This is a genomic window from Nonomuraea roseola (assembly GCF_039535395.1).
Taxonomy (GTDB): Bacteria; Actinomycetota; Actinomycetes; order Streptosporangiales; family Streptosporangiaceae; genus Nonomuraea; species Nonomuraea roseola.
Window position 1 is genome coordinate 444,351 of the sequence record NZ_BAAAXC010000014.1, and the last position, 25,920, is coordinate 470,270.

General features: G+C 72.0%; 24 protein-coding genes. 4 read left to right on the top strand and 20 right to left on the bottom strand.

Features of this window, described 5'->3' with window-relative positions; all coding sequences use genetic code 11:
* Window positions 1–10 precede the first annotated feature (10 nt).
* From ABFX55_RS20415 to ABFX55_RS20450, 8 genes are read right to left on the bottom strand one after another with little or no spacing between them, the layout of a single operon-like run.
* Entirely contained in the window at window positions 11–1,432 is a 1,422-nt protein-coding gene (locus ABFX55_RS20415) for an aldehyde dehydrogenase family protein (protein WP_346123265.1), read from the bottom strand.
* A complete protein-coding gene (locus ABFX55_RS20420; RefSeq protein WP_346123267.1) occupies window positions 1,429–2,478 on the bottom strand; it encodes a P1 family peptidase in 1,050 nt (349 codons plus the stop codon). Before ABFX55_RS20420 ends, ABFX55_RS20415 begins: the two co-directional genes overlap by 4 nt.
* Entirely contained in the window at window positions 2,475–3,662 is a 1,188-nt protein-coding gene (locus tag ABFX55_RS20425) for a M20 family metallopeptidase (protein ID WP_346123269.1), read from the bottom strand. Before ABFX55_RS20425 ends, ABFX55_RS20420 begins: the two co-directional genes overlap by 4 nt.
* The gene (locus ABFX55_RS20430; RefSeq protein ID WP_183645363.1) at window positions 3,659–4,444 is read right to left on the bottom strand and encodes an ABC transporter ATP-binding protein; all 786 of its coding nucleotides are present in this window, start codon (window positions 4,442–4,444) and stop codon (window positions 3,659–3,661) included. The genes ABFX55_RS20425 and ABFX55_RS20430 overlap by 4 nt, the downstream gene beginning before the upstream one ends.
* Complete coding sequence (locus ABFX55_RS20435) at window positions 4,413–5,309, bottom strand: ABC transporter ATP-binding protein (RefSeq protein ID WP_346123271.1); 897 nt, start codon at window positions 5,307–5,309, stop codon at window positions 4,413–4,415. The genes ABFX55_RS20430 and ABFX55_RS20435 overlap by 32 nt, the downstream gene beginning before the upstream one ends.
* A complete protein-coding gene (locus tag ABFX55_RS20440) occupies window positions 5,296–6,117 on the bottom strand; it encodes an ABC transporter permease (RefSeq protein ID WP_346123273.1) in 822 nt (273 codons plus the stop codon). The genes ABFX55_RS20435 and ABFX55_RS20440 overlap by 14 nt, the downstream gene beginning before the upstream one ends.
* Entirely contained in the window at window positions 6,114–7,052 is a 939-nt protein-coding gene (locus ABFX55_RS20445; RefSeq protein ID WP_346123275.1) for an ABC transporter permease, read from the bottom strand. Before ABFX55_RS20445 ends, ABFX55_RS20440 begins: the two co-directional genes overlap by 4 nt.
* Window positions 7,049–8,533 carry an ABC transporter substrate-binding protein gene (locus tag ABFX55_RS20450; RefSeq protein WP_346123277.1) on the bottom strand — a complete coding sequence of 495 codons (1,485 nt, stop codon included), beginning with the start codon at window positions 8,531–8,533 and terminating at the stop codon, window positions 7,049–7,051. The genes ABFX55_RS20445 and ABFX55_RS20450 overlap by 4 nt, the downstream gene beginning before the upstream one ends.
* An 87-nt stretch (window positions 8,534–8,620) precedes the next feature.
* Here ABFX55_RS20450 and ABFX55_RS20455 point away from each other — a divergent pair, with 87 nt between their 5' ends.
* Complete coding sequence (locus ABFX55_RS20455; RefSeq protein WP_183645368.1) at window positions 8,621–9,346, top strand: FadR/GntR family transcriptional regulator; 726 nt, start codon at window positions 8,621–8,623, stop codon at window positions 9,344–9,346.
* Here ABFX55_RS20455 and ABFX55_RS20460 read toward each other — a convergent pair.
* From ABFX55_RS20460 to ABFX55_RS20485, 6 genes are read right to left on the bottom strand one after another with little or no spacing between them, the layout of a single operon-like run.
* On the bottom strand, window positions 9,307–10,752 hold the full coding sequence (locus tag ABFX55_RS20460) for a sensor histidine kinase (RefSeq protein WP_346123279.1): 1,446 nt from the start codon (window positions 10,750–10,752) through the stop codon (window positions 9,307–9,309). The genes ABFX55_RS20455 and ABFX55_RS20460 overlap by 40 nt on opposite strands.
* On the bottom strand, window positions 10,749–11,450 hold the full coding sequence (locus tag ABFX55_RS20465) for a response regulator transcription factor (protein WP_346123281.1): 702 nt from the start codon (window positions 11,448–11,450) through the stop codon (window positions 10,749–10,751). Before ABFX55_RS20465 ends, ABFX55_RS20460 begins: the two co-directional genes overlap by 4 nt.
* Window positions 11,437–11,970: a single stranded DNA-binding domain-containing protein gene (locus tag ABFX55_RS20470; protein WP_346123283.1), complete on the bottom strand. Its 534-nt coding sequence runs from the start codon at window positions 11,968–11,970 to the stop codon at window positions 11,437–11,439. The genes ABFX55_RS20465 and ABFX55_RS20470 overlap by 14 nt, the downstream gene beginning before the upstream one ends.
* A 10-nt stretch (window positions 11,971–11,980) precedes the next feature.
* Window positions 11,981–13,213 carry an ABC transporter permease gene (locus tag ABFX55_RS20475; RefSeq protein WP_346123284.1) on the bottom strand — a complete coding sequence of 411 codons (1,233 nt, stop codon included), beginning with the start codon at window positions 13,211–13,213 and terminating at the stop codon, window positions 11,981–11,983.
* Entirely contained in the window at window positions 13,210–14,067 is an 858-nt protein-coding gene (locus tag ABFX55_RS20480; protein ID WP_346123286.1) for an ABC transporter ATP-binding protein, read from the bottom strand. Before ABFX55_RS20480 ends, ABFX55_RS20475 begins: the two co-directional genes overlap by 4 nt.
* 8 nt (window positions 14,068–14,075) lie before the next feature.
* The gene (locus ABFX55_RS20485; RefSeq protein ID WP_346123287.1) at window positions 14,076–15,176 is read right to left on the bottom strand and encodes an efflux RND transporter periplasmic adaptor subunit; all 1,101 of its coding nucleotides are present in this window, start codon (window positions 15,174–15,176) and stop codon (window positions 14,076–14,078) included.
* Between the two features lie 148 nt (window positions 15,177–15,324).
* Here ABFX55_RS20485 and ABFX55_RS20490 point away from each other — a divergent pair, with 148 nt between their 5' ends.
* Together ABFX55_RS20490 and ABFX55_RS20495 are read left to right on the top strand one after the other, a co-directional pair.
* Window positions 15,325–16,956, top strand: coding sequence for an efflux RND transporter periplasmic adaptor subunit (locus ABFX55_RS20490; RefSeq protein WP_346123289.1), 1,632 nt, complete (start codon window positions 15,325–15,327; stop codon window positions 16,954–16,956).
* A 74-nt stretch (window positions 16,957–17,030) separates the two neighbouring features.
* On the top strand, window positions 17,031–18,095 hold the full coding sequence (locus ABFX55_RS20495) for an FUSC family protein (RefSeq protein ID WP_346123291.1): 1,065 nt from the start codon (window positions 17,031–17,033) through the stop codon (window positions 18,093–18,095).
* A gap of 60 nt (window positions 18,096–18,155) precedes the next feature.
* Here the strand turns inward: ABFX55_RS20495 and ABFX55_RS20500 are convergent, their stop codons facing one another.
* From ABFX55_RS20500 to ABFX55_RS20520, 5 genes are read right to left on the bottom strand one after another with little or no spacing between them, the layout of a single operon-like run.
* Complete coding sequence (locus ABFX55_RS20500) at window positions 18,156–19,061, bottom strand: dihydrodipicolinate synthase family protein (protein WP_346123292.1); 906 nt, start codon at window positions 19,059–19,061, stop codon at window positions 18,156–18,158.
* On the bottom strand, window positions 19,058–20,047 hold the full coding sequence (locus ABFX55_RS20505) for an oligopeptide/dipeptide ABC transporter ATP-binding protein (protein WP_346123294.1): 990 nt from the start codon (window positions 20,045–20,047) through the stop codon (window positions 19,058–19,060). Before ABFX55_RS20505 ends, ABFX55_RS20500 begins: the two co-directional genes overlap by 4 nt.
* A complete protein-coding gene (locus ABFX55_RS20510; RefSeq protein ID WP_346123296.1) occupies window positions 20,044–21,939 on the bottom strand; it encodes a dipeptide/oligopeptide/nickel ABC transporter permease/ATP-binding protein in 1,896 nt (631 codons plus the stop codon). Before ABFX55_RS20510 ends, ABFX55_RS20505 begins: the two co-directional genes overlap by 4 nt.
* Window positions 21,939–22,898, bottom strand: a complete 960-nt coding sequence (locus tag ABFX55_RS20515; RefSeq protein WP_346123298.1) for an ABC transporter permease — start codon at window positions 22,896–22,898, stop codon at window positions 21,939–21,941. The genes ABFX55_RS20510 and ABFX55_RS20515 overlap by 1 nt, the downstream gene beginning before the upstream one ends.
* Window positions 22,895–24,499, bottom strand: a complete 1,605-nt coding sequence (locus ABFX55_RS20520; protein WP_346123300.1) for an ABC transporter substrate-binding protein — start codon at window positions 24,497–24,499, stop codon at window positions 22,895–22,897. Before ABFX55_RS20520 ends, ABFX55_RS20515 begins: the two co-directional genes overlap by 4 nt.
* 115 nt (window positions 24,500–24,614) lie before the next feature.
* Here ABFX55_RS20520 and ABFX55_RS20525 point away from each other — a divergent pair, with 115 nt between their 5' ends.
* Window positions 24,615–25,304: an FCD domain-containing protein gene (locus tag ABFX55_RS20525; RefSeq protein WP_221241001.1), complete on the top strand. Its 690-nt coding sequence runs from the start codon at window positions 24,615–24,617 to the stop codon at window positions 25,302–25,304.
* Here ABFX55_RS20525 and ABFX55_RS20530 read toward each other — a convergent pair.
* Window positions 25,297–25,890: a transglutaminase domain-containing protein gene (locus ABFX55_RS20530; RefSeq protein WP_346123302.1), complete on the bottom strand. Its 594-nt coding sequence runs from the start codon at window positions 25,888–25,890 to the stop codon at window positions 25,297–25,299. The two genes, ABFX55_RS20525 and ABFX55_RS20530, sit on opposite strands and share 8 nt — an antisense overlap.
* Window positions 25,891–25,920: the final 30 nt, after the last annotated feature.

Genomic DNA, 25,920 nt, shown 5'->3' on the forward strand with positions numbered 1-25,920 from the left:
CATGACGGGGTCAGGGACGGATGATCGCCATCCTGGTCACGGTGAACTCCTCGATGGCGAAGCGCGGGCCCTCGCGGCCGATGCCGGAGTCCTTGACGCCCCCGTACGGCATGTTGTCCGCGCGGAAGCCAGGCACCTCGTTCACCACCACGCCACCCGCCTCCAGCCGCTCGATGGCGGCGAAGGCCGTGGCCAGCGACCTGGTGAAGACCGAGACGTGCAGGCCGTACCTGGAGCGGTTGACGGTCTCGAAGGCCTCCTCCAGATCGGCCACCGCCCGCACGCACACCACGGGCCCGAAGATCTCCTCGTCCCACACCTCCACGCCGTCGGGCACGTCGGCCAGCACGGTCGGCGTGATCACCCGCCCGCCGGCCGGCGCGGGCCCGGTGACCAGCCGGGCGCCCGCCGACACCGCCGACTCCACCCAGCCGAGCACCCTGCTCGTCGCGCGCTCGTCGATCAGCGGCGCCACCCTCGTCTCCGGCAGGCGGGGGTCGCCGACGACCACGTCCTTCATCCGGGCGGCCAGCAGGTCGAGGAAGTCGGCGCGCACCGCCTCCTCGACCACGACTCGCTGCACCGAGATGCACGCCTGACCCGACGCGTAGTACCCGCCGCGCACGACCGCGTCGGCGGCGGCCTCGAGATCGGCGTCGGCCGCGACCACCAGCGCGGCGTTCGACCCCAGCTCCAGCACCACCTTGGTGGGGGCGGCGTTGCGCGCGATGGCGTGGCCGGCGGCGGCGGAGCCGGTGAAGGAGACGGCGCCGATCCTGCGGTCCTCCACCAGCGCCCTGCCCACCTCCACGTCGCCCGTGACGAGCTGCACCGCCGCGGCGGGCACAGCGCCGACCGAGCGCAACACCTCCACCAGCAGCAGCGTCGCCAGCGGGGTGGCGGGGGCGGGCTTCACGATCACCGGGCAGCCGGCCGCCAGCGCGGGCGCGATCTTGTGGGCGGCCAGCAGCAGCGGGTAGTTGAAGCCGGTGATACCGACGACCACCCCGATCGGCCTCCTGGTCCAGAACCCGACCAGCCCCTCCCCCGCGGGCAGCAGGTCGAGCGGCACGGTCTCCCCGTGCAGCCTGGCCACCTCCTCGGCCGCCGTGGCCAGGGTGACCAGCGTTCTGGCGACCTCCACCCTGCAGTCGACCAGCGGTTTGCCGGTCTCCAGCACGAGCAGGCGCTCGAACTCCTCCCTGCGCGCCAGCAGCGCGTCGTGCGCGCCCATCAGCGCGGCGCGGCGGGCGTGCGAGGGTGTCCTGGCCATCTGGCCCGCCACCGCGAGCGCCTCGTCGAGGGCTCTGCCTGCCAGCTCGACGGTCCCGACGGGGGCCCGGCCCACCGTGCTCCCGTCGTAGGGGAAGACCACCTCGGCCGTCTCCTCGACCGGCAGCCAGCCTGCCCCGATCGGCAGCCCTTCTCTCATCGTCCGCTCCGTGCGCTAGGGAAGACATCCAGGTAGGCGGGGGCGCCCTCCCTGCCGGTGGCGTGGAGGACGGCGTGGGCCACGGCCCTGCTGAACACGTCGGCCGCCGCGGCCAGCACGTCGTGCAGTCCCGTGTCGTCGGGGCCTGGCAGGCCGCAGGTCGACATGGCGAAGATGGTGTCGCCGTCGACCATCGTGTGCGCGGGCCTGATCGCCCTGGCCAGGCCGTCGTGCGCGACGCCCGCGAGCTTGCCGCACTGGGCCTTGGACAGCGTGAGGTCGGTGGCGACGACGCCGATCGTGGTGTTGAACGACGGCGCCTTCCGCGGGCGCCATCGCTCGTACTCGCCGGTGTCGGGCTCGCCGACGTGGTCGAACTCGCCCGGCAGGCCGTACCTGACGCCGGACAGCAGGCCGCTGCGCGGGTCGAGGACCGAGCCCGCGGCGTTGACGACGGCCAGGGCGGCGACGGTGACCCCCGAGGGCAGGACCGCGCTCGCCGTCCCGACCCCTCCTGCCAGCCCTCCTGCCACGGCGCCCGTACCCGCGCCCACCGACCCGTTGACCCCGGGACGGGAGGCCGCCCCGTCCGCGGAGAGCCCTCCGGAGAGGGCGCCTGGTGAGGAGAGCGCAGCGTCGTAGGCGGCGGCGCCCATCGCGGCGTCGGGTGTGGCGCGGAAGCTCCCGCCCCGCCCGAGGTCGTAGATGACGGCGCCTGGCACGATCGGCACCACCCCGCCCTCGACGGGGAAGCCCGTCCCCGCGTCGGCCAGCCGCTCCATGACGCCGCACGCGGCGCTCAGTCCGTAGGCGCTGCCGCCGGTCAGCACGATCGCGTGGACGCGCTCGACGAGGTTGCGCGGGTCGAGAAGCTCGGTCTCGCGGGTGCCGGGCGCCGCGCCGCGCACATCCACGCCCGCGACCGCGCCGCCCTGCGGGGCCAGCACCACGCTGACCCCTGTCCTGTAGCCGTCGCCGACCCGCTGGGCGTGCCCGACCCTGAGCCCCTCGACGTCGGCCAGCGAGTTGGTCGGCCCCCGCCTCATCGGGAGCCGTCCGTGCCGGTGAGGAAGCGCCGCGCGGCCTCGGCGAAGACGCGGGTGCAGCGGACGATCTCCTCGACCTCGACGAACTCGTCGGCCTGGTGGGCGATCCACTTGCCGCCTGGCCCGTAGACCACGGAGGGGATCCCGCCCCAGTGCGTCAGGACGGTCCCGTCGGTGGAGCCCGGCACGCCGCCGTACACCGGCTCCTCACCCGTGACCGCGGTGTGCGCCGCGGCGAGGGCGGTGACGACGGGGTGCTCGACCGGCACCTCGACGGGCGGTCTGTCCACCAGGATGGCCAACCGCGACCCGATGCCGTCGAAGGCGGCCAGCTCCTCGACCCTGTCGGCCACCTCCTTGTGGGCGACGCCGGGAACGGTGCGCACGTCGACGAAGACGGAGGCGACCGCGGGGATGACGTTGACCTGCTCCTGGCTGCCCGCCTGGACGACGGTCGGCGTGACGTACACCTCGCCGAGGTGCTCGTGCGCGGGATGGGCGGCCTGCAGCTCGTCCTGGTAGGCGCGCAGGGCGACCAGGAGGGCGCCCACCGCCTGGATCGGGTTGCGCCCGTGCTGCGGCATCGCGCCGTGCGCCATCTTGCCGGTGAAGTCGACGCGCAACCGCAGCGCTCCCTTGGCGACCGCGCAGATCTCCCCCGCCTCGGGCTCGGCCACGATCGCCGCGTCGACGCCCGCCGAGAGGGCGGAGTTGACGAAGTGGTGGGCGCCGATCATCAGGCCCTCCTCGTCGGCCAGCGCGCACACCTTGATCCGGCCGGGGAAAGGGCCCGCCAGCTGCAGCGCCCTGGTGGCGTACATGACGGCGGCCAGGCCCGACTTCATGTCGGCGCTGCCGCGCCCCCACAGCCTGCCGTCGCGGATCTCGCCGCCGAACGGGTCCACGGTCCACTCCGACAGGTCGCCCTCGGTCACCACGTCGGTGTGACCCTCGAACATCAGCGTCGGGCCCTCGCCTCCGCCGCCCTCGACCACGGCGACGACGTTCGGCCTGCCGGGGGCGGCCTCCTCGACCACGACCTCCCAGCCCCATGCGCGCATCTTCGCCTCGACCAGGTCGGCGGCGGGCTGCTCGCTGCGTCCGCGGGCGGGGTCGTTGGTGCTCGGGACGCGGACCAGTTCCTGGGTGAACTCCACGACTCCCTGGGCATCGATCTCGATCACAGCAGTCCCTCCAGAGTGGGTACGGCCTGCAGCAGCGTCCGCGTGTAGTCGTGCTGGGGACGGGACCACACGTCGTCGACGAGGCCGCGCTCGACGACGACGCCGCGGTGCATGACCGCGACGGACTCGCACACGTGCCGCACGACGGAAAGGTCGTGCGAGACGAAGACCAGGGTGAGGCCGTGCGTGTCGATGAGGTCGGCCAGCAGGTTGAGGATCTGGCCGCGCACGGAGACGTCGAGCGCGCTGACCGGCTCGTCGGCCACCAGCACCTTGGGGTTCGGCGCGAGGGCGCGGGCGATGGCGATGCGCTGGCGCTGCCCGCCCGAGAACTGGTGCGGGTAGCGGTCGGCCGCCGACGCGGGCAGGCCGACCTCGGTCAGCAGCTGGGCCACGCGGTCGCCGACGGGCCTGCCGAGGGCGACGAGGGGTTCGGCGACGATGTCGCGGACCCTCATGCGCGGGTCGAGCGAGCTCATCGGGTCTTGGAAGACGATCTGCAGGTCGTCGCGCAGGAAGCGCAGCTGACGTTCGCCGAGCCCGGTGATCTCCCTGCCCTCGAAGCGGACCGAGCCGCTGGTGGGCCTGTCGAGCCCGCACAGCAGGCGCAGCAGGGTGGACTTGCCCGAGCCCGACTCGCCGACGATCCCGAACCGCTCGCCGCGCCCGATGTCGAGCGACACCCCGCGCAGCGCCTCGACGCCGGGTTTGAAGCGCGAGGCGCGGTAGACGCGGGTGAGGTCGCGGGCCTCAATCACGGGGGTGCCAGCAGGCGTAGGCATGGCCCTCTCCTGTCAACGCTGGGTCGCTCTCGCAGGCCGGCGAGGCTTGGGCGCATCTGTCCCTGAAGGGGCAGCCCGAGGGGAACCTCGAGGGGACGGCGCCGGGGATGATGGGCAGGCGGGTGCCTCGGGGAGTGAGCTTCGAGGCGGCCAGCAGGCCCTCGGTGTAGCGGTGGCGGGGGTTGGTGAACACCTCGCGCAGGGGGCCGCTCTCCACGACGCGCCCGCCGTACATCACGAGCACCCGCGAGCAGACGGAGGCGACGACGGCCAGGTCATGGGTGATGAACAGCACGGCAGGGGCCAGCTCGACGATCAGCTCCAGCATCTGCTTCTGGACGGTCACGTCGAGCGCGGTGGTGGGCTCGTCGCAGATGAGCAGCGAAGGCTCGTTGGCCAGCGCGATGGCCAGCATCACCCGCTGCCGCTGGCCGCCCGACAGCTGGTGCGGGTAGGCGCGCGGAGCCTCGACGCCCACCCGCCCGAGCAGGTCGAGCGCGCGCTGCCTGGCCTCGGCGCGCGGCACGCCGTGCAGCGTCATGACCTCCGAGACCTGGGCGCCGACCCGCATGGTGGGGTTGAGCGCGGTCATCGGCTCCTGGAAGACCATCGACACGACCCTGCCCCGCAGGCCCTTCACCCGCTTGTCCGGCACGCCGAGCAGCGGCTGGTCCTGGAGCGTGGCCGAGCCCGTGGCGCTGACGCCCTCGGGCAGCAGCCCCATCAGCGAGAGCGCGGTGAGCGACTTGCCCGAGCCCGACTCGCCGATCAGGCCGACGCGCTCGCCCGGCGCGATGCCGAACGACACCTCCCGCACCAGCTCCACGCCGTCGGCCCTGACGGTGAGTGCCTCAACGCTCAGCACGGATCCTCCTGAGCTTGGGGTCGAGGTGGTCGCGCAGGCCGTCGCCGAGGAGGTTGAAGCCGAGGACGGCCAGCGCGATCGCGAGCCCTGGCCACAGGGCCAGGCGCGGCGTGGAGAACAGCAGCTCCTGCGCCTCCTGCAGCATCCGGCCCCACGAGGGGGTCGGCGGGCGCGTGCCGAAGCCGAGGAACGACAGCGCGGCCTCGGCCAGGATGGCGATGGCGAAGGAGACCGACGCCTGCACGATGAGCATGGAGCCGATGTTGGGCAGGACGTGCCGCAGCGCGATGGCGGGGCCGCGCCGTCCCGAGGCGCGGGCGGCCATGATGTAGTCGGTCAGCATGACCTGCATCGTCGCCGCGCGCGCGATGCGGGCGAAGGCGGGCACCGTGGCCACGCCGATCGCGATCATCGCGGTGAGCGTGCCCGCCCCGTAGACGGCGCCGAGCATGACCGCGAGCAGCAGCGCGGGGAAGGCGAAGACCAGGTCGTTGACCCGCATGATCAGTTCGGATAGCCAGCCGCGCGGCGTCATGCCGGCGAGCATGCCCAGCGGCGTGCCGATCACGGCGGCGATGCCGACCGCGACGATGCCGACGTACAGCGTGGTGCGCGCGCCGACCATGAGCTGGCTGAGCGTGTCGCGGCCGAACTTGTCGGTGCCGAGCAGGTAGTCGCCGCCGGGCGGGGCGAGCCGGTGGGCGGCGTCCACGAGCGTGGGGTCGTGCGGTGTCCAGACGAACGACACCAGCGCGGCCACCACGGTGAGGCCGACCAGGACGGCGCCGATGACCAGGTTCCCTCTCATCGCAACCTCGGATCGAGGACGGCGTAGGCGACGTCCACCACGAAGTTCACCAGCAGGACGGCCACGACGAGCACCATGACCACCCCCTGGACGAGCAGCAGGTCACGCTGGGCCACGCCGTTGAGCAGCAGGTCGCCGAGCCCCGGGATGACGAAGACCCGCTCGACGACGACCGCGCCGATCAGCAGCGTGGCCAGCTGGAGTCCGAGCACGGTGACGACCGGGATGGCCGCGTTGCGCAGGCCGTGCCGCCACAGCGCGCCCATGCGCCCCCTTCCCTTGGCGCGCGCGGTGCGCAGGTAGTCCTCGCGCATCACCTCGAGCACCGCGCTGCGCACGTATCTGGTGAGCACCGCGCCCTGCACCAGCCCGAGCGACAGCCACGGCAGCAGCAGCGACTGGAACCACATCGAGGGGTCCTCCGTCAGCGGTACGTAGCCGCCCGACGGCAGCGCCTGGGCCTGAACCGCGAAGACGAAGACCAGCAGGATGCCCGCGAGGAAGGCCGGGACGGCGATGCCGACCTGGCTGGCGGCGCTGATGAGCGCCCCGAGGGGGTTGCGGTGGTGGACCGCTGCGAAGGTCCCGGCGGGGACCGCGACGATCAGGGCGATCACCATCCCGCCGACGACCAGCGTGAGCGTGACGCCGAGGCGCTCGCCGATCTGCTGGCCGATGGGCGAGCTGGTGACGTAGGAGACGCCGAAGTCACCGGCGGCCAGCCCGCCGATCCAGTCGAGGAACTGGGTGAGCGGCGGCCGGTCGGTGCCCCACTGCCCGCGCAGCGCCTCGATCGCCTCGGGAGTGGCGTTGACGCCCAGTGCGACCTCGGCGGGGTCGCCGGGCAGCAGCGCCATGAAGGCGAAGACGACCACACCCGCGGTCGCGGTGCTCGCCAGGAGCACCGCGACGCGCTTGGCCAGGTACGAGATCACCGCTTGGTGAGGGCCGTGAAGTCGAAGGCCTCGGAGATGCCGTTCTTCGGCAGCCCGCCGGTGATGTCCTTCTTGGCCACGATGAGGTTCGGGAAGAGGAACAGCCAGTCGGCGGCGGCGTCCTCGGACAGCAGCTTCGCGGCCGCCTTCAGGTCGGCGGCCTGCTCCTGCTCGGTGCCGGAGTCGGCGGAGGCCAGCAGCTTGCCGAACTCGGGGTTGTCGTAACGGAAGTAGTACGACTCGTCAGCGAAGATGCCCATGTCGCGGGGCTCGACGTGGTTGATGATGGACAGGTCGTAGTCGCCCTGCTTGAACACCAAGTCCAGCCATCTGGCGGGGAACTCCAGCGGATCGATCTCCGCGGTGATCCCGACCTGGGCCAGCTGCGACTTGACCACCTGCGCCGCGGCGACCGCGTAGGGCAGGTTGGGGATGCGCATCTTCACGTTGTGGGTCTTGCCGCCGAGCAGTTCCTTGGCCTTGGCGACGTCGTAGGGGTAGTCGCCGGTGCGGTCCTCGTACCAGGGATCGGTGGGCGCCACCATGCTGCCGATGAGCTGGCCGCGCCCCGCCCAGGCGGTGTCGAGCAGCGCCCTGTGGTCGATGGCGTGGCGGACGGCCTGCCGTACCTTCTTGTCGTTGAAGGGCGGGCGGGAGTTGTTCATCGACAGCACCACCTCGCCGTTGGTGGTGCCCTCGACGACCTGGAAGCGGTTGGTGTCGGCGAACTGCGCGAGCGACTCGGGCGCCTGGACCGCGGAGATGATGTCGATGCCGCCGGTGAGCAGCGCGTTGTTCATCGCCGTGGCGTCCTTGAAGTACTTCAGCGTGATCTGCGGGACCTGCGGCTTGGTCCCCCAGTACTTCTCGTTGGCGGTGAGCTGGATGGAGTCGCCACGCTTCCACGAGCCGAGCTGGTAGGGGCCGGTGCCGACCGGCTTGTTGGCCAGGTCGGCCACCCCCGTGCGGCTGAACATCGCGCCGAGCCTGGTGGCCATCGAGTAGAGCCAGCCGTTGCTCGGCTGCTTCAGCGTCACGACGGCGGTGGACTCGTCCTTCTTCTCCACCTTGTCGACGACGTCCATCTGGGTCTTGATCTTCAACTTCCAGTCGCTCTTGACCCTGTCGACGGAGAAGACAACGTCGTCGGCGGTGAACGGCGCGCCGTTGGTGAAGGTGACGCCCTTGCGCAGGGTGAAGGTGTAGGTCTTGTTGTCGGGCGAGACCTCCCACTTCTCCGCGAGGAGGGGCTGGATCTTGCCGTCCTGGTCGAGCTTGACCAGGCCCTCGTAGACGTTGACCAGCAACGCCTGGGGGATGGCCGCGCCCTCTGTGGCGGTGAAGTCGAGGTTGGCGGGCTCGGCGACGAAGCCCACCGCGAGCGGCTTGGTCGCGGTCGTGGGGGTCGCGGCGGAGCCGCCGCCGCAGGCCGCGCTGAGAAGGAGGCCGCCGAGGGCGACCCAGGTGCCGATGCGCCTCATGCCTTAAGCCTCCTGGCTAGTGCACTGGTCTGACCAGTAGGCTACGCACACTGCCAGCCCAGGACTTTCCGGTCAAGAGGGGGCGTGATGGGCGGACCTCGGTTCCAACCTGTACGGACTGTCCGTGCTTACGAGCGCATCGTCGAGCAGATCGAGCAGGCCGTCGAGAGCGGTGAGCTGCGCCCCGGCGAGCGGCTGCCGAGCGAGCGCGACCTGATGGTCCAGTTCTCGGTGAGCCGTTCCACGGTGCGTGAGGCGCTGCGGGTCCTGCAGGCGCGCGGGATGGTGCGCTCCAGGCCTGGCGATCCGAACGGCGCGGAGGTGCTGCCCTTCACCCCCGCCGCGCTGCACAAGTCGATGACGACGCTGGCCAGGGTCGACGAGCTGTCGCTGGCCGAGCTCGTGCAGTTCAGGATGGTGCTGGAGGGCGCCGCCTACCTGCTCGCCGCCAGGCTTCACACCCCCTCGCAGCTGGCCGACATGGACGCGGCGATCGCGCGGATGCGGGCCGCCGAGGGCGAGGAGGCCTTCGGCGCGGCCGACGTGGACTTCCACGACGCGGTGGCACGGGCCAGCGGCAACAAGCTCATCCTGATCTGCAGCGACGTGGTGCGCTCCATCGTGCTGAACCTGATCGCCGACAAGATCAGGGCTCCCGAGCTGCGCAGCCGCAGCATCGCCCACCACGAGGAGGCGCTGGCAGCGGTCAGGGCCGGCGACGGCCCGCTGGCGGCCAGGCTGGCCCGCCAGGCGCTGAGCGACTTCTACTCGCCCTACCTGCCGGAAGGCGCGCTCGACGAGCTCCTGGAGTAGGCGGGCAGCGTGACCAGGAAGACCGCGCCCCTGCCGGGAGGGGAGGTCGCGCTGATCGTGCCGCCGTGCGCCTCGACCAGCGCGGCGGCGATCGACAGGCCGAGACCCGTGCCGCCTGAGTCGGCCCCGCGCGCGGGGTCGGCGCGGTAGAAGCGCTCGAAGACCCTGTCGGCCGCGCCGGGCGGCAGCCCCTGCCCCTGGTCGGCGACCTGCACCACGGCCTGCCCGCCCGACAGGCCCACGCCGACCGTGAAGGGCGTGCCCTCGGGGGTGTGCTTGAGCGCGTTGCCGACCAGGTTGCCGACCACCTGGGTGAGCCGTCCCTCGTCGCCGAGCACGACGACCTCTCCCTCGCCGCCGTCCAGCCGCTCGAACGTGACCTGGCGGTCGGGGGCGAGGGTCCTGGCGTCGATGACGGCGCCCGCCGCCAGACTCAGCAGGTCCACGGGGCGCCGGTCGAGCGGGCGGCGCTGGTCGAGCCTGGCCAGCAGCAGCAGGTCGTCGACGAGCAGACCCATGTGCGCGGCCCTGTTCTCGATGCGGTCCATCAGCCAGGTGGTCCTGTCGAGGTCGGGCGCGCCCTGCCTGAACAGCTCGGCGAACCCTCTGATCGAGGTCAGCGGGGTGCGCAGCTCGTGCGAGGCGTCGGCGACGAACCTGCGCATCAGCTCCGCCGAGCGCCCCGCCGTGTCGGCCGCCGCCTCCCGCTCCCTGACCGCCCTCTCGATCTGGGCCAGCATCCCGTTGAGCGCGCGGCCCAGCCTGCCCACCTCGGTACGGCGGTGCAGCTGCGGCACGCGTCTGGACAGGTCTCCCCCGGCGATCGCGACGGCCGTCGCCTCGATCTCGCCGAGGGGGCGCAGGCTGCGCCGTACGAGCCAGTAGCAGGCCAGCCCCAGGACCACGAGCACGCCGCCGCCCACGCCCGCGACGATCACCACGAGGCGGGAGACGGTGCGGTCGATGTCGGCCAGGCTGATCGCCACGATCCTGGTCGTCCTTTCGGGGCCGCCCACCGCGACGGCCCGCCACTCGGGGCCGCCAGGCTGGAGCGAGCCCACGCTGAAGGGCCTGCCCGCCATACGCGCCGCCTGCTCGGAGGTCAGCCTCGGCAGGTCGGGCCTGTCGGCGTCGATCGACTCGGCGACGGTCCTGACCACCTCGCCCCCGTCGTCGAGCAGCACCATGTGGAACAGGCCCGGCAGCCGTAGCGGCCTGGGCGGCTCGGGCCGCGGGCCCTCGCCGAGGCTCATGGGCCTGCCCGCCGCCGTCAGCTGCTGGTCCACCCGCTCGACGAGATAGCCGCGCAGCAACTGCACGGCGAACCCACCGGTCAGCGTGATCGCCAGGGTGACCAGCAGCAGGGTGGTCGAGACCAGCCTCAGCCACAGCGGCAGCGCCTTCACTGGCGGGGTTCTCGCAGGACGTAGCCGACGCCGCGCAGCGTGTGCAGCAGCCGAGGGTCGCCCCTGTCGAGCTTGCGGCGCAGGTAGGAGACGTAGGACTCCACGACGCCCGCGTCACCGTCGTAGTCGTGCGACCAGACATGGTCGAGGATCTGCGCCTTCGACAGCACCCTGCCCGCGTTGAGCATGAAGTAGTGCAGCAGCTTGAACTCCGTCGGCGACAGCGACACGGGCACGCCCGCCTTGCGCACCTGGTGCGCCTCCTCGTCCAGCTCCAGGTCGCCCACCTCCAGCCGGGACGGCGCCGCCTCCCCTCCCCTCGTACGGCGCAGCACCGCCCTGATCCTGGCCAGCACCTCGTCCAGGCTGAACGGCTTGGTCACGTAGTCGTCGCCTACCCGCAGCCCCGCCACCTTGTCGTCGTGGGCGTCGCGGGCGGTGAGGAAGAGCACGGGCACCCGCCTGCCGCCGGCCCGCAGCCGGTCGGCGATGGCGAAACCGTCCAGGTCGGGCAGCATCACGTCGAGGATCACCAGGTCGGGCCTGGACTCCTCGGACAGGCGCAGGGCCTGCCTGCCGTCCGCCGCCGCCTCGACCTCGAACCCGGCCAGGCGGAGGCTGGCCGACAGCAGCTCCCTGATGTTCGGCTCGTCGTCGACGACCAGCAGCCTGGCCTCGGGTGGTCTATCGCCTGGCACCCATGCCGCCTCCCTGGCTGATGGAGGTGGCGTTCACCGAGCCGTCCTCGCCCTTGTCTCCCTGGACCACGACCGTGGTGCCGGCCACCAGATCGGCGACCTCGCCCTCCCTGGTGACGCGCACGGCTGTCTCGGCCGTCGTCTTCACGGTGATGGACGAGCCGTCCGCGGCCTTAAGGATCACCTTGTCCTTGTCGACCTTCTCGACCGTGCCGACGGTGGCGCCGCCGAGCATACCCCGCTGTCCCTGCTGCCCAGGCTGTCCCTGCTGCCCAGGCTGTCCCTGCTGCCCCTGGCCCACGCCCGGTTGCCCGCCGTACGCCGGCCTGGCCCCTGGCTGACCCGCGAGGCCCGCGGGGCCCGCGGCCGAGACGGGCGCGCCCAGCGTCTTCTGGGCCTGGATGCCGATGATCACCCCCACCACCAGTACCAGCCCCGCGCCGAGCCCGAGCGTGAGCTTCGAGGCCCGCGGCCTGGGCCGGGCCTGGAACTGCTCCTCGAACGGTGACTGATCGAGCACGACGTTCTCCTTACTCATGGCGCAGCGCCTGGATGGGGCGGAGCTTGGCGGCCCTGTTGGCCGGATAGCTGCCGAAGAAGAGCCCGATGCCGACAGAGACGCCCAGCGCGAGCACGACCGAGGACGGCACCAGCACGGGCTCGATCCCCGCGATCGTGAAGCGGGTGCCCACGAAGGCGATCAGCACCCCCGACAGGCCGCCGACCAGGCTGAGCAGTGTGGCCTCCAGCAGGAACTGGCCGAGGATCGCGCTCCTCGGCGCGCCGATCGCCTTGCGGATGCCGATCTCCCTGGTCCGCTCGGTGACGGTGACGAGCATGATGTTGGTGATCCCGATGCCGCCCACCAGCAGCGAGATGGCCGCGACAGCGCCGAGCAGCACGGTGAACGTGCCGGTCGCCGCGCTGACCGTCTCCTGCAGCGTGGCCTGGTTGAGGATGCGGTAGTCGGCGTCGGTGGCGGAGGTGATGCCGTGCCGCTGGTTGAGCACGGTGGTGACCTCCGCCTGCGCCGTCTCCGTCGCCGTGGCCGAGGTGGCCTGCACCACGATCGAGCCCAGCGAGCCGAACCCGGTCAGGCTCTGCTGGACGGCCGGGAGCGGCGCGATCGCCAGGTCGTCGCCGTCCTGCATGCCGCTCGAGCCCGACTCCTTCAGCACGCCGACCACGGTGAAGGGCACCCCTGACACGCTCACCGACCTGCCGACGGGGTCGGTCTGGCCGAACAGCGCCTCGGCGACCGTCCTGCCGATCACCATGACCTTCCTGGCGGCGCGGACGTCGTCGTTGACGAAGTACGTGCCCGAGGTGACCGGCTTGTTCATCGCCTCGAAGTAGCTGGGGTAGGTGCCGACCAGCTGGGCGATCGAGTGGCTCGCGCCCTCGTGGACGGCGGCGGCCGCGTTCGAGGTCACCACCGGCGAGACGCTCTTGATCGAGGACAGCTCGGTCAGCGCCTTGGCGTCCTGCACGGTGAGCTGCCTGGCCTGCGTGCGCGGCCCGGCCGAGCCCTGTCCCCCGCCGGGGCCGCCGCCGCCTCCGGAGAAGGAAGGGGAGATGGTCAGCGTGTTGGAGCCGAGCCGCTGGATGTTCTGCTGAATGCTCTGCGAGGAGCCCTCGCCGACGGCGACCAGCAGGATGACCGCGGCGACGCCGATGAGGATGCCGAGCGTGGTCAGTGCGCTGCGCAGCTTGTTGGCCGCCAGGCCGCGCAGGGCGAAACGGAGGATCTCCAGCTGGTTCACCTGGCCCGCACCCCGCTCGGCGCCTGCTCCGTGCCGTCCCCTGCGCCGTCCCCTGCGCCGTCCCCTGCGTCTTGGCCTGGGTCGTGGTCTCCGCCCGCTCCCCTTGGCGTTCCCGAGCCGCGGCCGGGGAGCGGGGCGGAGGTCTGTGCGGCCAGGCGGGGCGGCGGGCCGTCCACGGGGGCCTGGCGGCGGTCTTCGGTGATCTCGCCGTCCACGAGCCTGACGACCCGCTTGGCGTGCGTGGCCACGTCGTCCTCGTGCGTGATGATCACGATGGTTCTGCCCGCCTCACTGAGCTGGTCCATGATGTCCAGCACGTCGCGGGTGGAGGCGGTGTCGAGGTTGCCCGTCGGCTCGTCGGCCAGCAGCAGCGAAGGGGCGGTCACCAGCGCCCTGGCCACCGCCACGCGCTGCTGCTGCCCGCCGGACAGCTCGTTCGGGTCGTGGTGGACGCGATCGGCCAGGCCCACCCGCTCCAGGGCGGCCATGGCGCGCGACCTGCGCTCGACCACGCCGACGCCGCCATAGGTGAGCGGCAGCTCCACGTTGGCCAGCGCGCTCATCCTCGGGATGAGGTTGAACGACTGGAAGACGAAGCCGATCTTGCGGTTGCGCAGGATCGCGAGCTGGTGCTCGTCCAGGGCGCCGACGTCGGTGCCGTCGATGAGATAGCGGCCGCCGCTGGGGATGTCGAGGCAGCCGAGGATGTTCATCAGCGTGGACTTGCCCGAGCCCGAGGCGCCCATGATGGCCACGTAGTCGCCGCGCTCCACGTCGAGGCTGACCCCGCGCAGCGCGCGGACCTGGGCGTCGCCCTCGCCGTACGTCTTGACCAGGTTCTCCACCCGGAGCACGGGCGGGCTCATCGGCCGCCGCCCGGAATGCCGCCGGTGATCCCGCCGCCGCCGGGGAACCTGTTCGGCTGCCGCTGCTGCTGGTCGGAGGTGCCCGTGGCCGCGGGCGGGACGAGCAGGTCGCCCTCGGCGACGCCCGACCTGATCTCGGTGGTGGCCGTGCCCTTCACCCCGGCCTCCACCGGGGTGCGGACCTGCCGGCCGTCCTTCAGGAGGGTCACGGTGCTCTGGCCGCCGGCGGTGGTGATGGCCGAGGAGGGTACGGTCACGACGTTCTCCGCCGTGCCGGTGACGACCTCGACGGTGGCCGTCTGGCCGAGCCTGACCTGGTCGGGCACCTCGGTGAAGGAGATCGTCACCGGGTACTGCACGACGTTGTCGCTGGTGGCCGCGACGGGCTCGATCTGGGTGATCTTGCCGGTGGCGGTGACGCCCGACAGCGCGTCGAAGCTGACGGAGGCGGGCTGGCCCACCTTGAGCTTGGTGACGTCCGACTCGGTGAAGGCGCCGACGAGCTTGAGCCTGCCCGTGTCGGCCAGCTCGATGAAGCCGGTGCCCGCGTTCTGTCCGGTTGAGGCGTCGGAGCCGCCGCTCGAGCCGTTGGAGGAGCCACCTTCGGCGCCGTTGAGCGCGGTGACCGTCCCCGCGAAGGGGGCTTTCAGGACGGTGCCCTCGACCTCGCGCAGGGCCGCCCTGTAGGCGTTGCGCGCCTTGACGTAGGCGGCGTAGAGCGCGGTGGTCGAGGTGCCGTCGTCGACGGCTGCCTCGTAGGAGGCCGCGGCCGAGGCGAGGCTCTCCCTGGCGGCGTCGTCGTCGAGCCTGGCGAGGATCTCGCCCTTGGAGACCTTGTCGCCCGCCTTGACGTAGATCCTGGCCACGGTGCCGGTGGAGCCGAACGCCAGCGAGCGTGACAGGGCGCTCTCCACGGCGCCCGAGGCGGTCACGGAGGCGGTGACCGTGCCTCTCGTCGCGGTGACCGTGCGCACGACGGCGTCGGCCGAGGACCCGCCCGCTCCCAGCGCGGAGTAGGCGAATCCGGCCCCGCCCAGCAACGCGACCGCGAGGATCCCGTTCGTTATCAGGCCCCTGCGCCTGGTCGACAGCTTCACAGGCCGTGACCCTCGCACACCATCCTTGGCTCCAGCCTCACGAAGCCTGGGTGTTTGCTGAGAGGCCGCGCCCTTCGCCCCGCGCGCTCAGGCAACCTCCAGGTTCCCGGCAGCCTTCTTCGAACCTGGCACGCCAGGATGGGCCGCCATGAGACCGACGTATGTTCGCACGGGCGTCCTGGCCGTGGCCGCGGCCGCGCTGGTGGGCACCGGCGTGCTGTTCGCGCTGGCCGACGAGCCCGCATCCCAGGCCACCGTACGGCTGGCGGCCGCCCAGCGCGGCACGGTGACGGCGGCGGTCTCGGCGGCGGGCAACACCAGCGACGGCTCCAGCCGTGACCTGTCGTTCGGCGCGCAGGGGAGGGTCACGGCGCTGTCGGTGAAGGCGGGCGACCGGGTGCGCAAGGGCCAGGTGCTGGCCAGGATCGACTCGGCGGCCGCCATGGAGGCCTACACCGCCGCCAAGGCGGACGTCGCCGCGGCTCAGGACGCGCTGGAGCAGGCCCAGGCGACCGACTGCACGCCCTCGGACACCTCTAGCGCCGCAGGTTCCGCGCAGGCGGCCGGTTCCTCGGGGACGGCGGGCTCCTCGGCCGCGGGCGGCGTGTCCGTGGCGAGGGTGGCGTGGGCGGGGTTCACACCCTCGCCCGGCCCGGTTGCGCGCCCGGGTGGCTCGCCCGCGCCCACGGGACCCGAGCAGCCGGTGCCCACCGTGACGGTCACGGTGACCGAGCCCGCGCCCTCCGTCACGGTGACCGCCACAGCGACGGTGACGGCCACCGTCACCGTCACCCCCTCGCCTTCGGGGAGCCCGTCAGGAAGGCCGACCACGGCTCCGGGCACAGACCCGGGCACGGACCCGGGCGCCGATCCGGCGGCCACCGGCAGGCCGGACGCCTCGCCCAGCGCGCGCCCCAGCCCCACCTCGAGCCGCACCTCCAACCCTGCCGTGAGCCCCACCCCTGCCGGAACCCGCACCACGACCCCGAGCGGCAGGCCGACCGGCGCCGCCAGCGCCAGGCCCACCGCCACCCCCGGCGGCAGGCCGAGCGCGGGCCCGAGCGGCAGGGCGACCCCGAGGGCCCAGACCGACTCCCGGCGCGGCGGCCAGTCCGAGACGCCCTGCGGCATGAGCGAGGAGCAGGCCGAGTCAGGCCTCGCCAAGGCGCAGGCCGCCATGGAGCAGGCCGCCGACGCCGTCAGGGGCACCAGGATCGTCGCCCCCGCCTCGGGCACCGTGCTGTCGGTGGCGGGCGCGAAGGGCGACACCGCGGGCACCGGCGCCTTCATCAGCCTCGGCGACCTGGACGAGCTGCAGGTCCAGGCGCTGTTCACCGAGTCGGACGTCAACAGCCTCCGCCTCGGCCAGCAGGCCGCCATCACGCTGGCCACCCGCCAGGGCGAGCGGTACTCCGGGACCGTCACCCACCTCGCCCCCACCGCCACGACCACGGGACGCCTGGTGCGCTACGCCGTGACGATCACCTTCGACGATCCGCCGAAGGGCCTCCTGCTCGGGCAGACCGCGACCGTCACCGTGACCACCGGCGAGGCCGACGACGCGCTCTACGTTCCCGCCCAGGCCGTCAGGACCGGCAAGGACGGCACCGCGACGGTGACCGTGCGAACCGGGTCGGGCGAGAAGGAGCAGCGGGTCACGACGGGGGTGCGCGGCGACCAGTACGTGCAGGTCAAAGAGGGGCTGACGGCCGGCGACAGAGTCGTGGTCGGGCAGGGAGGCAGCGGCGAGTTCCCCGACGGCAGCTGGCCCGAGGGCTGACAGCCAACGCTCAGCTCGCTGCCAGCTTCCTGCCTGGAAACAGGTTCGTCATCTTTTGCGGGCATGCTGACGCCGTGACATTCGACCTGCGGGGACGGCTCGACCGGCTCCGCCTCATGGCTCCCTCGATCGGGCAGTGCGCGGTCGCCGCGGCTCTGGCATGGCTGGTGGCCAAGGACCTGCTCGGCCATCCGCGCCCGTTCCTCGCACCCATCGCCGTGGTGCTGTGCGTCGGCGTGGGCCTGGGCGCGCGGCTGCGCAGGGTGGCCGAGCTCGTGGTCGGGGTGGGGCTCGGCGTCGGTGTGGGCGACCTGCTGGTCTCCCGGATCGGCTCGGGCGCCTGGCAGATCGCGCTGGTGGTCGCGCTGGCCATGGTGGTGGCGGTCTTCCTGGACAGGGGGACGCTGATCGTCCTGCAGGCGGGCTCGTCGGCGGTGCTGGTGGCCACCCTGCTGCCGCCCTCGGGCACCGGCGGCCTCGACCGGATGGTGGACGCCCTGCTCGGCGGCGTCCTCGGCATCGCCGCCTTCGCGCTCATGCCGGCGAGCCCCGCCGCCGTCGTCCGCAGGCACGCCTCCGCGGTGTTCGAGGCCCTGGCCGCGGCGCTCGACGGCACGGCGCTGGCCGTCGAGCGCGCCGACCCCGACCTGGCCGCCGAGGCGCTGGAGGAGGCCAGGGGCACGCAGGGCGCCGTCGAGCAGCTCTCCGAGGCGCTGCAGACGGGCAGGGAGATCGCCACCATCTCGCCGGTGCGCCGCCGTCACCGCCGCCTGCTGCTGCTGAGGTACGAGAACGCGGCCAGGCCCGTCGACCACGCGCTGCGCAACACCAGGGTGCTGGCCCGCCGCGCCCTCGTCGCCCTCGACCAGGGCGCGAGCGTCCCCGTGGGGCTGGCGCCCGCCCTCCGGCAGCTGTCGGCGGCCGTGTTGCTCCTGCGCGACGAGCTCGCCTCCGGCCGCGAGCCGGCGGGCGCCAGGGAGGCGATCGCCGCCGTGGCCGCCGCGCAGACCGGCGACAGGACGGGGTTCTCCGCCGACGTGATGACGGCCCAGCTCCGCTCGATCATCGTGGACCTGTTCCAGGCCACGGGTGCCGACCGCGAGAGCGCCGCCGCCTCCCTACCGCCCCTGGACGACTGACCGGCCGACTGACCGGCCGACTGACCGGCCGACCGGCCGGAGGGGCGCAGGGGGCGGGTGTCAGAGGAGGCCGGCGTCGGCGAGGTGCTTGCCCACCCGCCTGGTCTCCTCCTCGTTCAGCGGGATCTGCGGCACGGCCGTCGCGGGATGGTCGATGACTCCGCGCAGGTGCAGCGCCGCCTTGAAGGCGCCGAGCGCGGACGACCCGCCGCCCATCCTCGGCAGCCCCACCGTCACCAGCTCGAACAGCCTGATCAGCCGCTCCTGCTCGTCCTTCGCCGCCGCCCAGTCCCCCGCCCTCGCCGCGGCGAACAGGCGGGCGTAGCCGTGCGGATCCACGTTCCCCAGCCCAGGAACGACCCCGTCGGCGCCCATCCACAGCGCGCAGTCCACGGTGACCTCCGAGCCCGTGAGCACGCTGAAGGATGAAGGCCGCGACAGGATGAGCGAGCGCAGCCCGCCGTCGTCGCCGCTGGAGTCCTTCACCCCCGCCAGCACCCCTGACGAGGCCAGCTCCAGCAGCAGGTCGCGGCCGAGCTTGGTGTGCACGGAGACCGGAAGGTCGTAGGCGTAGACCGGCAGCCCCGCCACCTCGGCGATGGTCCGGAAATGGAGGGCGATCTCCGCCGGATGGGTGCGCGCGTAGAACGGCGCGGTGGCCACGATGCCGTCCACGCCCGCCGCGACCGCCGCGCGCACGTGGTCGAGCACCCTGAGCGTGGTCATGTCGATCGCGCCGGCCAGCACCGGCACCTGTCCAGCCACGTGCCCCACCACGGTGTCCAGCACGGCCCTGCGATGCCCGTCGGGCAGGTAGGCGGCCTCGGAGGAGGAGCCGAGCACGAACAGGCCGTCGACCCCGCCGTCCATCAGGTGGTCGACCAGCCGGGTCAGCGACGGCCCGTCCACGTCGAAGGAGGGTGTCAAGGGGGTGCACACCGGAGGGATCACGCCGGTCAGCTTCACGAGCTCTCCATCGCTTGGTTGATCAGTTCGACATCGGTGGCCCCTGCGGGCACCGGGTGGTGACAGCGGAACAGGTGCCCGTCCGTCCCTGTCGGCTCGGGCATCGACGACGCGCACCGGGCGTCGGCCTTCCAGCAGCGCGTGCGGAAGGGGCAGCCGCTGGGCGGGCGGGTGGCCGAGGGGACCGCCCCGCCCAGCGGGATCGGGTTGATCGGCGACAGCAGCCCCGGCGTCGCGGAGAACAGCGCGCGCGTGTAGGGGTGCCGTGCCCGATGAGGGACGGCGAGCGCCGGCGTCTCCTCGACGATCCGCCCCAGGTACATGGTGACGACCCTGTCGCTCATCCGCCTGACGGTCTGGATGTCGTGCGAGACGAAGACCATCGCCAGGCCGAGTCTTTCCTTCAGGTCCAGCAGCAGGTTGAGGATCTGGGCGCGGACCGAGACGTCGAGCGCGCTGGTGGGCTCGTCGGCGATCAGGAGGGCCGGTTCGAGGGCGAGCGCCCTGGCGATGGCCACCCGCTGCCGCTGCCCTCCCGACAGCTGGCCCGGCAGGAGGTCGGCGCTGGAGGCGGGCAGGCCGACCAGGTCGAGCAGCTCGGCGACCCTGGCGTCCCTGCCTGGCCGCCCGTGGACGGTGAGCGGGTCGCGCAGGATCTGCCTGATCGGCAGCCGCCTGTTGAGCGCGGTCGAGGGGTCCTGGAAGACCATGCCGACGCTGGCGCCGAGCAGCGGGCGGCGGCGCGACTCGGGCATCGCCCACACGTCCTGCCCGTGGAAGGAGAGCGTGCCCGAGGTCGGCCGCTGCAGGCCGACCAGCACCTTGGCCAGCGTGGACTTGCCGCACCCCGACTCCCCCACCACGCCGACGGTCTCCCCTGCCGACACGGTCAGGTCGGCGCCGGTGAGCGCGTGGACCCGGTCGCGGGAGAACAGCCCGCCCGTGCGGGCCCTGTGCACCACGTGCACGTCGGTCAGGGAGATCATGCGGGTACCTCCACCTTCGCGGGATGGTGGCAGGCCACCCCTTCGAGGAGCGCGGGAGCCTCGGTGTGGCACACCTCGGTGGCCATCGGGCAGCGGTCGGCGAACCTGCACCCCTCGGGGAAGTCGGCGGGAGAGGGGACGACGCCGCGGATCTGGGTGAGCCGCTCGGCCCCCGCCTCCAGCGACAGGACCGCGCCGAGCAGGCCGCGCGCGTAGTGGTGGCGCGGGTTGCCGACGAGCGCGGCCGTGGGGCCGGTCTCGACGATCTGCCCGCCGTACATGACGGCGACCCTGTCGGTGACGTCGGCGACCAGCGCGAGGTCGTGGGAGACCAGCACGAGCGCGAAGCCCAGCTCCGCGCGCAGGCGCAGCAGCAGCTCGATCACCTGCGCCTGGACGGTGACGTCGAGGGCGGTGGTCGGCTCGTCGGCGATGATCAGCTTGGGGTCGCGGGAGAGCGCCATGGCGATCAGCACCCGCTGGCGCTGGCCCCCCGACAGCTCGTGCGGGTAGGCCGACAGCGTGCGCGGCGGGTCGAGCCCGACGAGTTCGAGCAGCTCGGCGGGGCTGCGGGTGCCGCCCCGCCGCACGACCTGCTTGAGCTGGGACCTGATGGTCATCGCGGGATTGAGCGAGGAGAGCGCGTCCTGGTAGATCATCGCCATCTCGTGGCCCATGAGCCGCCGCCTGGCGCCTCTGGAGAGCGTCAGCAGATCGCGGCCCTCGAACAGCAGCGATCCGCCGACCTTCGCCTCGCGCGGCTGCAGGCCCATGATGGTCAGCGCGGTCAGGGACTTGCCGCAGCCCGACTCCCCGACCAGGCCGAGCACCTCGCCTGGCCGCACCTCCAGCGAGATGCCGTCGACGATGTCGACCTCGTCGAAGGTGATCCTCAGCCCGGTGACCCGGAGGATCGGCTCGCCCGTCGGCAGCGCTCTCGCGCGCTCGGCCAGACGCCTGGCCGCCTCGGCCAGGCCGGGCAGCGCGGTGAGCTCGCCGGGGGCGGCCCGCTCGAACGCCTTCCTCCTGGACGGCCTCGCGCGGGCGGCAGGAGCGGCCCACGCGTCCGAGACACCCTCGGAAAGGATGTTGAGCGCGAGCACGGTCAGGAGGATCAGCAGCCCGGGGAAGACCGTCGCCCACCAGCCGCCGAGCAGCACGAGGTTCTTGCCGTCGGCGATGACGCTGCCCCACGAGGGGTTGGGCGGGCGCACGCCCGCTCCGATGAACGACAGCGACGCCTCGAAGACGATCGCGTCGGCGACCATGACCGTGCAGAACACCAGCACGGGCGCGGCGCAGTTGACCGCGACGTGCCTGATCAGGATGTACGGCGTGCGCGCCCCGATGATCCGCTCGGCCGCGACGTAGTCCTCGCCGTACTGGGCGAGGACGTTGGCCCGCACCACCCTGGCCACCGACGGCATGTACAGGAAGGCGATCGCCATCACCAGCACGGGGATGCTGCCGCCGAAGACCGCCACCAGGACCGCGGCCAGCGCGATGCCGGGGAAGGCCATGATCACGTCGAGGATCCGCATCACGGTCTCGTCGACGGCCTTGCGGGAGGTGGCGGCGACGGCTCCGATGATCGCCCCCGCCACCAGGGCCAGGGCCGTCGCGCCCAGCCCGATGATGAGCGACCAGCGCGCGCCGTGCAGAAGCCTGGACAGGATGTCGCGGTTGGCGCTGTCGAGGCCCATCCAGTGCGCCGCCGAGGGTCCGCCTCCCGCGGCCTGCTGGAAGTACGGCGAGTGCGGCGCCAGCCAGGGCGCGAGCACCGCGGCGAGGACGACCAGTGCGAGCACGCCCAGGGCGGCCCACGACAGCGGTGAGAGCCTGCGGAAGGCGACGCCGGGGCGGGACAGCCGTTCGGTGAGTCCGTTTCTCATCAGCCCGCGCTCCTGAGCCTGGGGTTGACCAGCAGGTAGAGGACGTCCACTGCCAGGTTGACGACCATGAAGCCGACCGCGATGGTCAGCACGACGCCCTGGACGACCGCGGGGTCTCCGTCGCGCACCGCGTTGATCATGAGCTGACCCATGCCGGGCAGGCCGTAGATCTGCTCGATGACCACCGCGCCGCCGATCAGGTAGCCGATGCGCAGGCCGAGCACGGTCAGCGGGTTGATCAGCGCGTTGCGCAGCACGTTGCGGCCGACGACCACGACGGGAGGCAGGCCGCTGCCGATCGCGGTGCGCACGTAGTCGCGGTCGAGCTCCTCCACCATCGAGGTGCGGATGATCCTGGTCAGCTGGGCGGCCACCGGCAGTGACAGCGACAGGGCGGGCAGCGTCATCGAGCGCAGCCATCCCGGCAGGGAGTCGGCGGGGTTGATGTAACCGCCGGTCGGGAAGAGGCCCTCCCCCACCGACAGCCACTGGATCATCAGCAGCGCCAGCCAGAAGGCGGGGGCGGCCACGCCGATCAGCGACACCATACGGATGACCTGGTCGGGCCAGCGGTCGCGGAACAGCGCGCCGGTGACGCCGAAGACCAGCGCGAGCACGATCGCGACGCCGAGTCCGAGGAAGGTGAGCTGCAGGGTGAGCGGCAGCGCGGTGACGACCGACTCCAGCACCGGCTTCTTGGTGAGCACGCTGGTGCCGAGGTCGCCCTGGACCAGATCGCCGACGAAGCGCACGTAGCGCAGCGGCAGCGGGTCGAGCAGGCCGTTCTCCAGCTGGAACTGGCGGATCTGCTCGGCGGTCGGGTTGGCGCCCTGGAAGTAGGCGTACTCCGGCTTGTTGTTGGAGAAGCGCATCACGACGAAGACGAACGCGATCACGCCGAGCAGCAGCGGGATCAGGATGAGGACGCGCCGCGCCAGCATCCGCAGGACGACGATCATGCCCGCCTGGCCTGCAGCAGGCTGATGCCGGGGTAGGCCTGCGCCCTGATGCCCGAGAGCTTCTTCGGGTCCCACGCGGTCATGAGCTCGGTGTGGACGACCGGGTAGAGCACGGCCTGCTCGGCGATGACGTCGAGGTAGGAGTGGATCAGTTCGCGCCGCTTGGCCTGGTCGAGCTCCCTCGTCGCCTGGTCCATGAGCGCGAAGAGCTTCTTGGCGTCGTCGCTCTCGGCCCACTTGGTGTACTTCATCCACACGCCGCCCGGCACGTAGTTGTAGTGCAGGATCAGGTCGGCGTCCATGCCGAACTGGTTGGGGTTGGAGGCGGCCGCGACGACCTGGTAGTCCTGCGACTGGTCCATCTTGGTGAAGACGGCCGTGGTCTCCTGCGGCTCCAGGGTGGTCTTGACGCCGATGGCCTCCCACGAGGCGGCGATGGTCGGCAGGCAGTCGACGATCCAGCTCACGTTGACCGACATCAGGTTGATCGACAGATCCTTCACGCCCGCCTCCGCCAGCAGCGCCTTGGCCTTGGCGGGGTCGTGGTCGTAGACGGTGGCGGCCCGCCGGTGGTCGGGGTGCTGCTCGTTGAGGAAGGAGCTGGAGGCGCTGCCGTGGCCCTTGAGCGCCACCTCGATCATCTTGCGCTTGTCGATGGCGTAGTGGAGCGCCTGCCGTACGCGGACGTCGTCGAAGGGTTTCGTGGCGGTGTTGAACATCAGGAACATGTGGTTCATGCCCTTGCCGCCCTCGACGGTCAGTCCCTGCTGCCTGAGCTGCTCGATGTTGGCGTACGGGACGTTGTCCGCGATCTGGGCCTCCGCCGACGCGCCCGAGATCTTGGCGACCCTGGCCGAGGCGTCGACGATGGTCAGCCAGTTCATCTTCTTGGCCGTGGCGGGCCTGGGCCCGTTGTATCCGGCGTAGGCCTCGAAGGTGGTGTTCGACTTCGGGTTGTGCGCGGTCTGCCGGTAGGGCCCCGAGCCGACCGCCCTGCCGCCCTTGGCGGCGTCCCACGCTCCGGGCTGGGAGAAGACGTGCTTCGGCATGATCTTGGCGATCGACAGCCTCGGCGCCGCGTCGGGGAAGGGGAACTTGAAGACCAGCTCGACCGTGCGGTCGTCGACCTTCTTCACCTCCTCCAGGAACGGCCTGAAGAACGAGCCGGTCAGCACGTTGGCCTCGGGGTCGAGGATGCGCTGGAAGGTGAAGACCACGTCGTCGGCCGTGACGGGCTTCCCGTCGTGCCAGGTGGCGCCCTGTCTGAGGGTGAAGGTCCAGCGCGTGGCGTTCACGTCGGACGGCAGCGCGGTCGCCAGCGCGGGATAGGGCTCCCTGGTGATCGGATCGGTCTCCAGCAGTCCCTCGTAGATGTGGTTGTTGGCGGCCATGGCGAAGGCGGAGGCCGTCTGCGTGGGGTCCCAGCTGCCGTCGTTGCCGTAGCCGATGACGGCGGTGATCAGGTCGGTGTCGGAGCCCGCGCCCACCGATCCCGTCGAGGCGGGGCCGCCGGAGCAGGCCGCGACCGTGGTCGCGATGAACGCCGCGGCGCCGGTCGCCCCGCTGTAGCGAAGGAAGTCGCGACGGCTCAACCTGGACATGGGCGTCTCCTCTCCTAGGACGTGGGACGTCCTACCAATAAGGTAAAGTGGAGGTTAGGCTCCATGAAGGTTCCGGTCAAGAGAAGGTTTCGCCAATGTTTCCTAGGATGCACGCGTGAGACTGAGCCGCGCGGTCGAGGTCCAGCAGGCCGTCAAGGAGATCATCCTGAGCCGCAGGCTCGCGGCGGGCGATCCGCTGCCCACCGAGACCGAGCTCATGGAGGAGCTGGGCGCCAGCCGCAACTCCGTGCGTGAGGCGCTCAAGGCGCTGCAGGCGGTCGGCATCGTCGACATCCGCCACGGCTTCGGCATGTTCGTGGGCCGCATGTCGCTCAACGGCCTGGTCGACGAGCTCGCCTTCCACAGCCGCATCAGGATGCACGACGACGGCCCGCGACAGCTCGGCCACCTCGTCGAGATCCGCGAGGTGCTCGAGGCAGGGCTGGTCGAGCGCCTCATCGACCTGGGCGGCGAGGCCGACCTGTCGCCCGTGGCCGAGGTGATGGCGAGGATGAGCGCCGAGGCCGAGGTGGGGATCATCTCCCCCGAGACCGACAGGCTCTTCCACGACGTGCTCTACAGGCCGCTGGGCAATCCGCTGGTGGGGCAGCTGCTCGGCGCGTTCTGGGACGTCTACCACCAGCTGCGCGACCATCTGGGCGCGCCGGACGAGTCGCCCGCCGACCTGGCCAGGCGCCACCGCGACATCTACACCGCGGTCGCGGCGGGCGACAGGGCGGCGGCGGTGGCGGCCGTCCACGCCCACTTCGAGGGGGTCCGCAACCGCCTGGCCAGACTCACCTAGCCGAGACCGCACGCATCACGCACCCCCGCGGATGCAGCCGGTAGAAGCGGCGGAACAGCTCGTCCCTGCTGGTGAAGTACCCCAGGTCCTCCAGCACCCACGCCGACAGGTCCACGCTCGTCCTGCCGACCGCCTCGAACAGGGTCTCGGCGCCGCTGTTGGTGAAGGGACGGCAGTCGTCCAGGCACTCGTACAACTCCGACACCGGCACCCACCGCCCCTCCAGGAGGAACTCCGGCCAGGCCAGCAGCACTCTGCGCGGGATGAGCGGGCGCAGCAGCGGGAAGCGCGCGTGCCAGAACCTGCCGTCCACGCGCAGTCCCTTGACTCTGGTCGCGACGCCGACTGCCCGTGCCACGGCTTCCAGGACGGCAAGGCGCTGACTGCACGAGCCCTTGCCCAGCGCGAGCGTCCTGGACACCGGCCTGAACTCGTCGAGCGCGTAGACGGGCCTCAGCCTGGCGGCGATCAGGCGGTGGGCCGCGATCAGCCTCGCCCGGTCATCGGCGCCCCGCGCCTGGGCGGCGAGCCGGGCGACCAGGGGGTGGCCCCAGTCGAGGATGGGGGTGGCTTCGAGGGTCTTCACCCCTCGATTGTCCTACGATCGCAGGTAGCA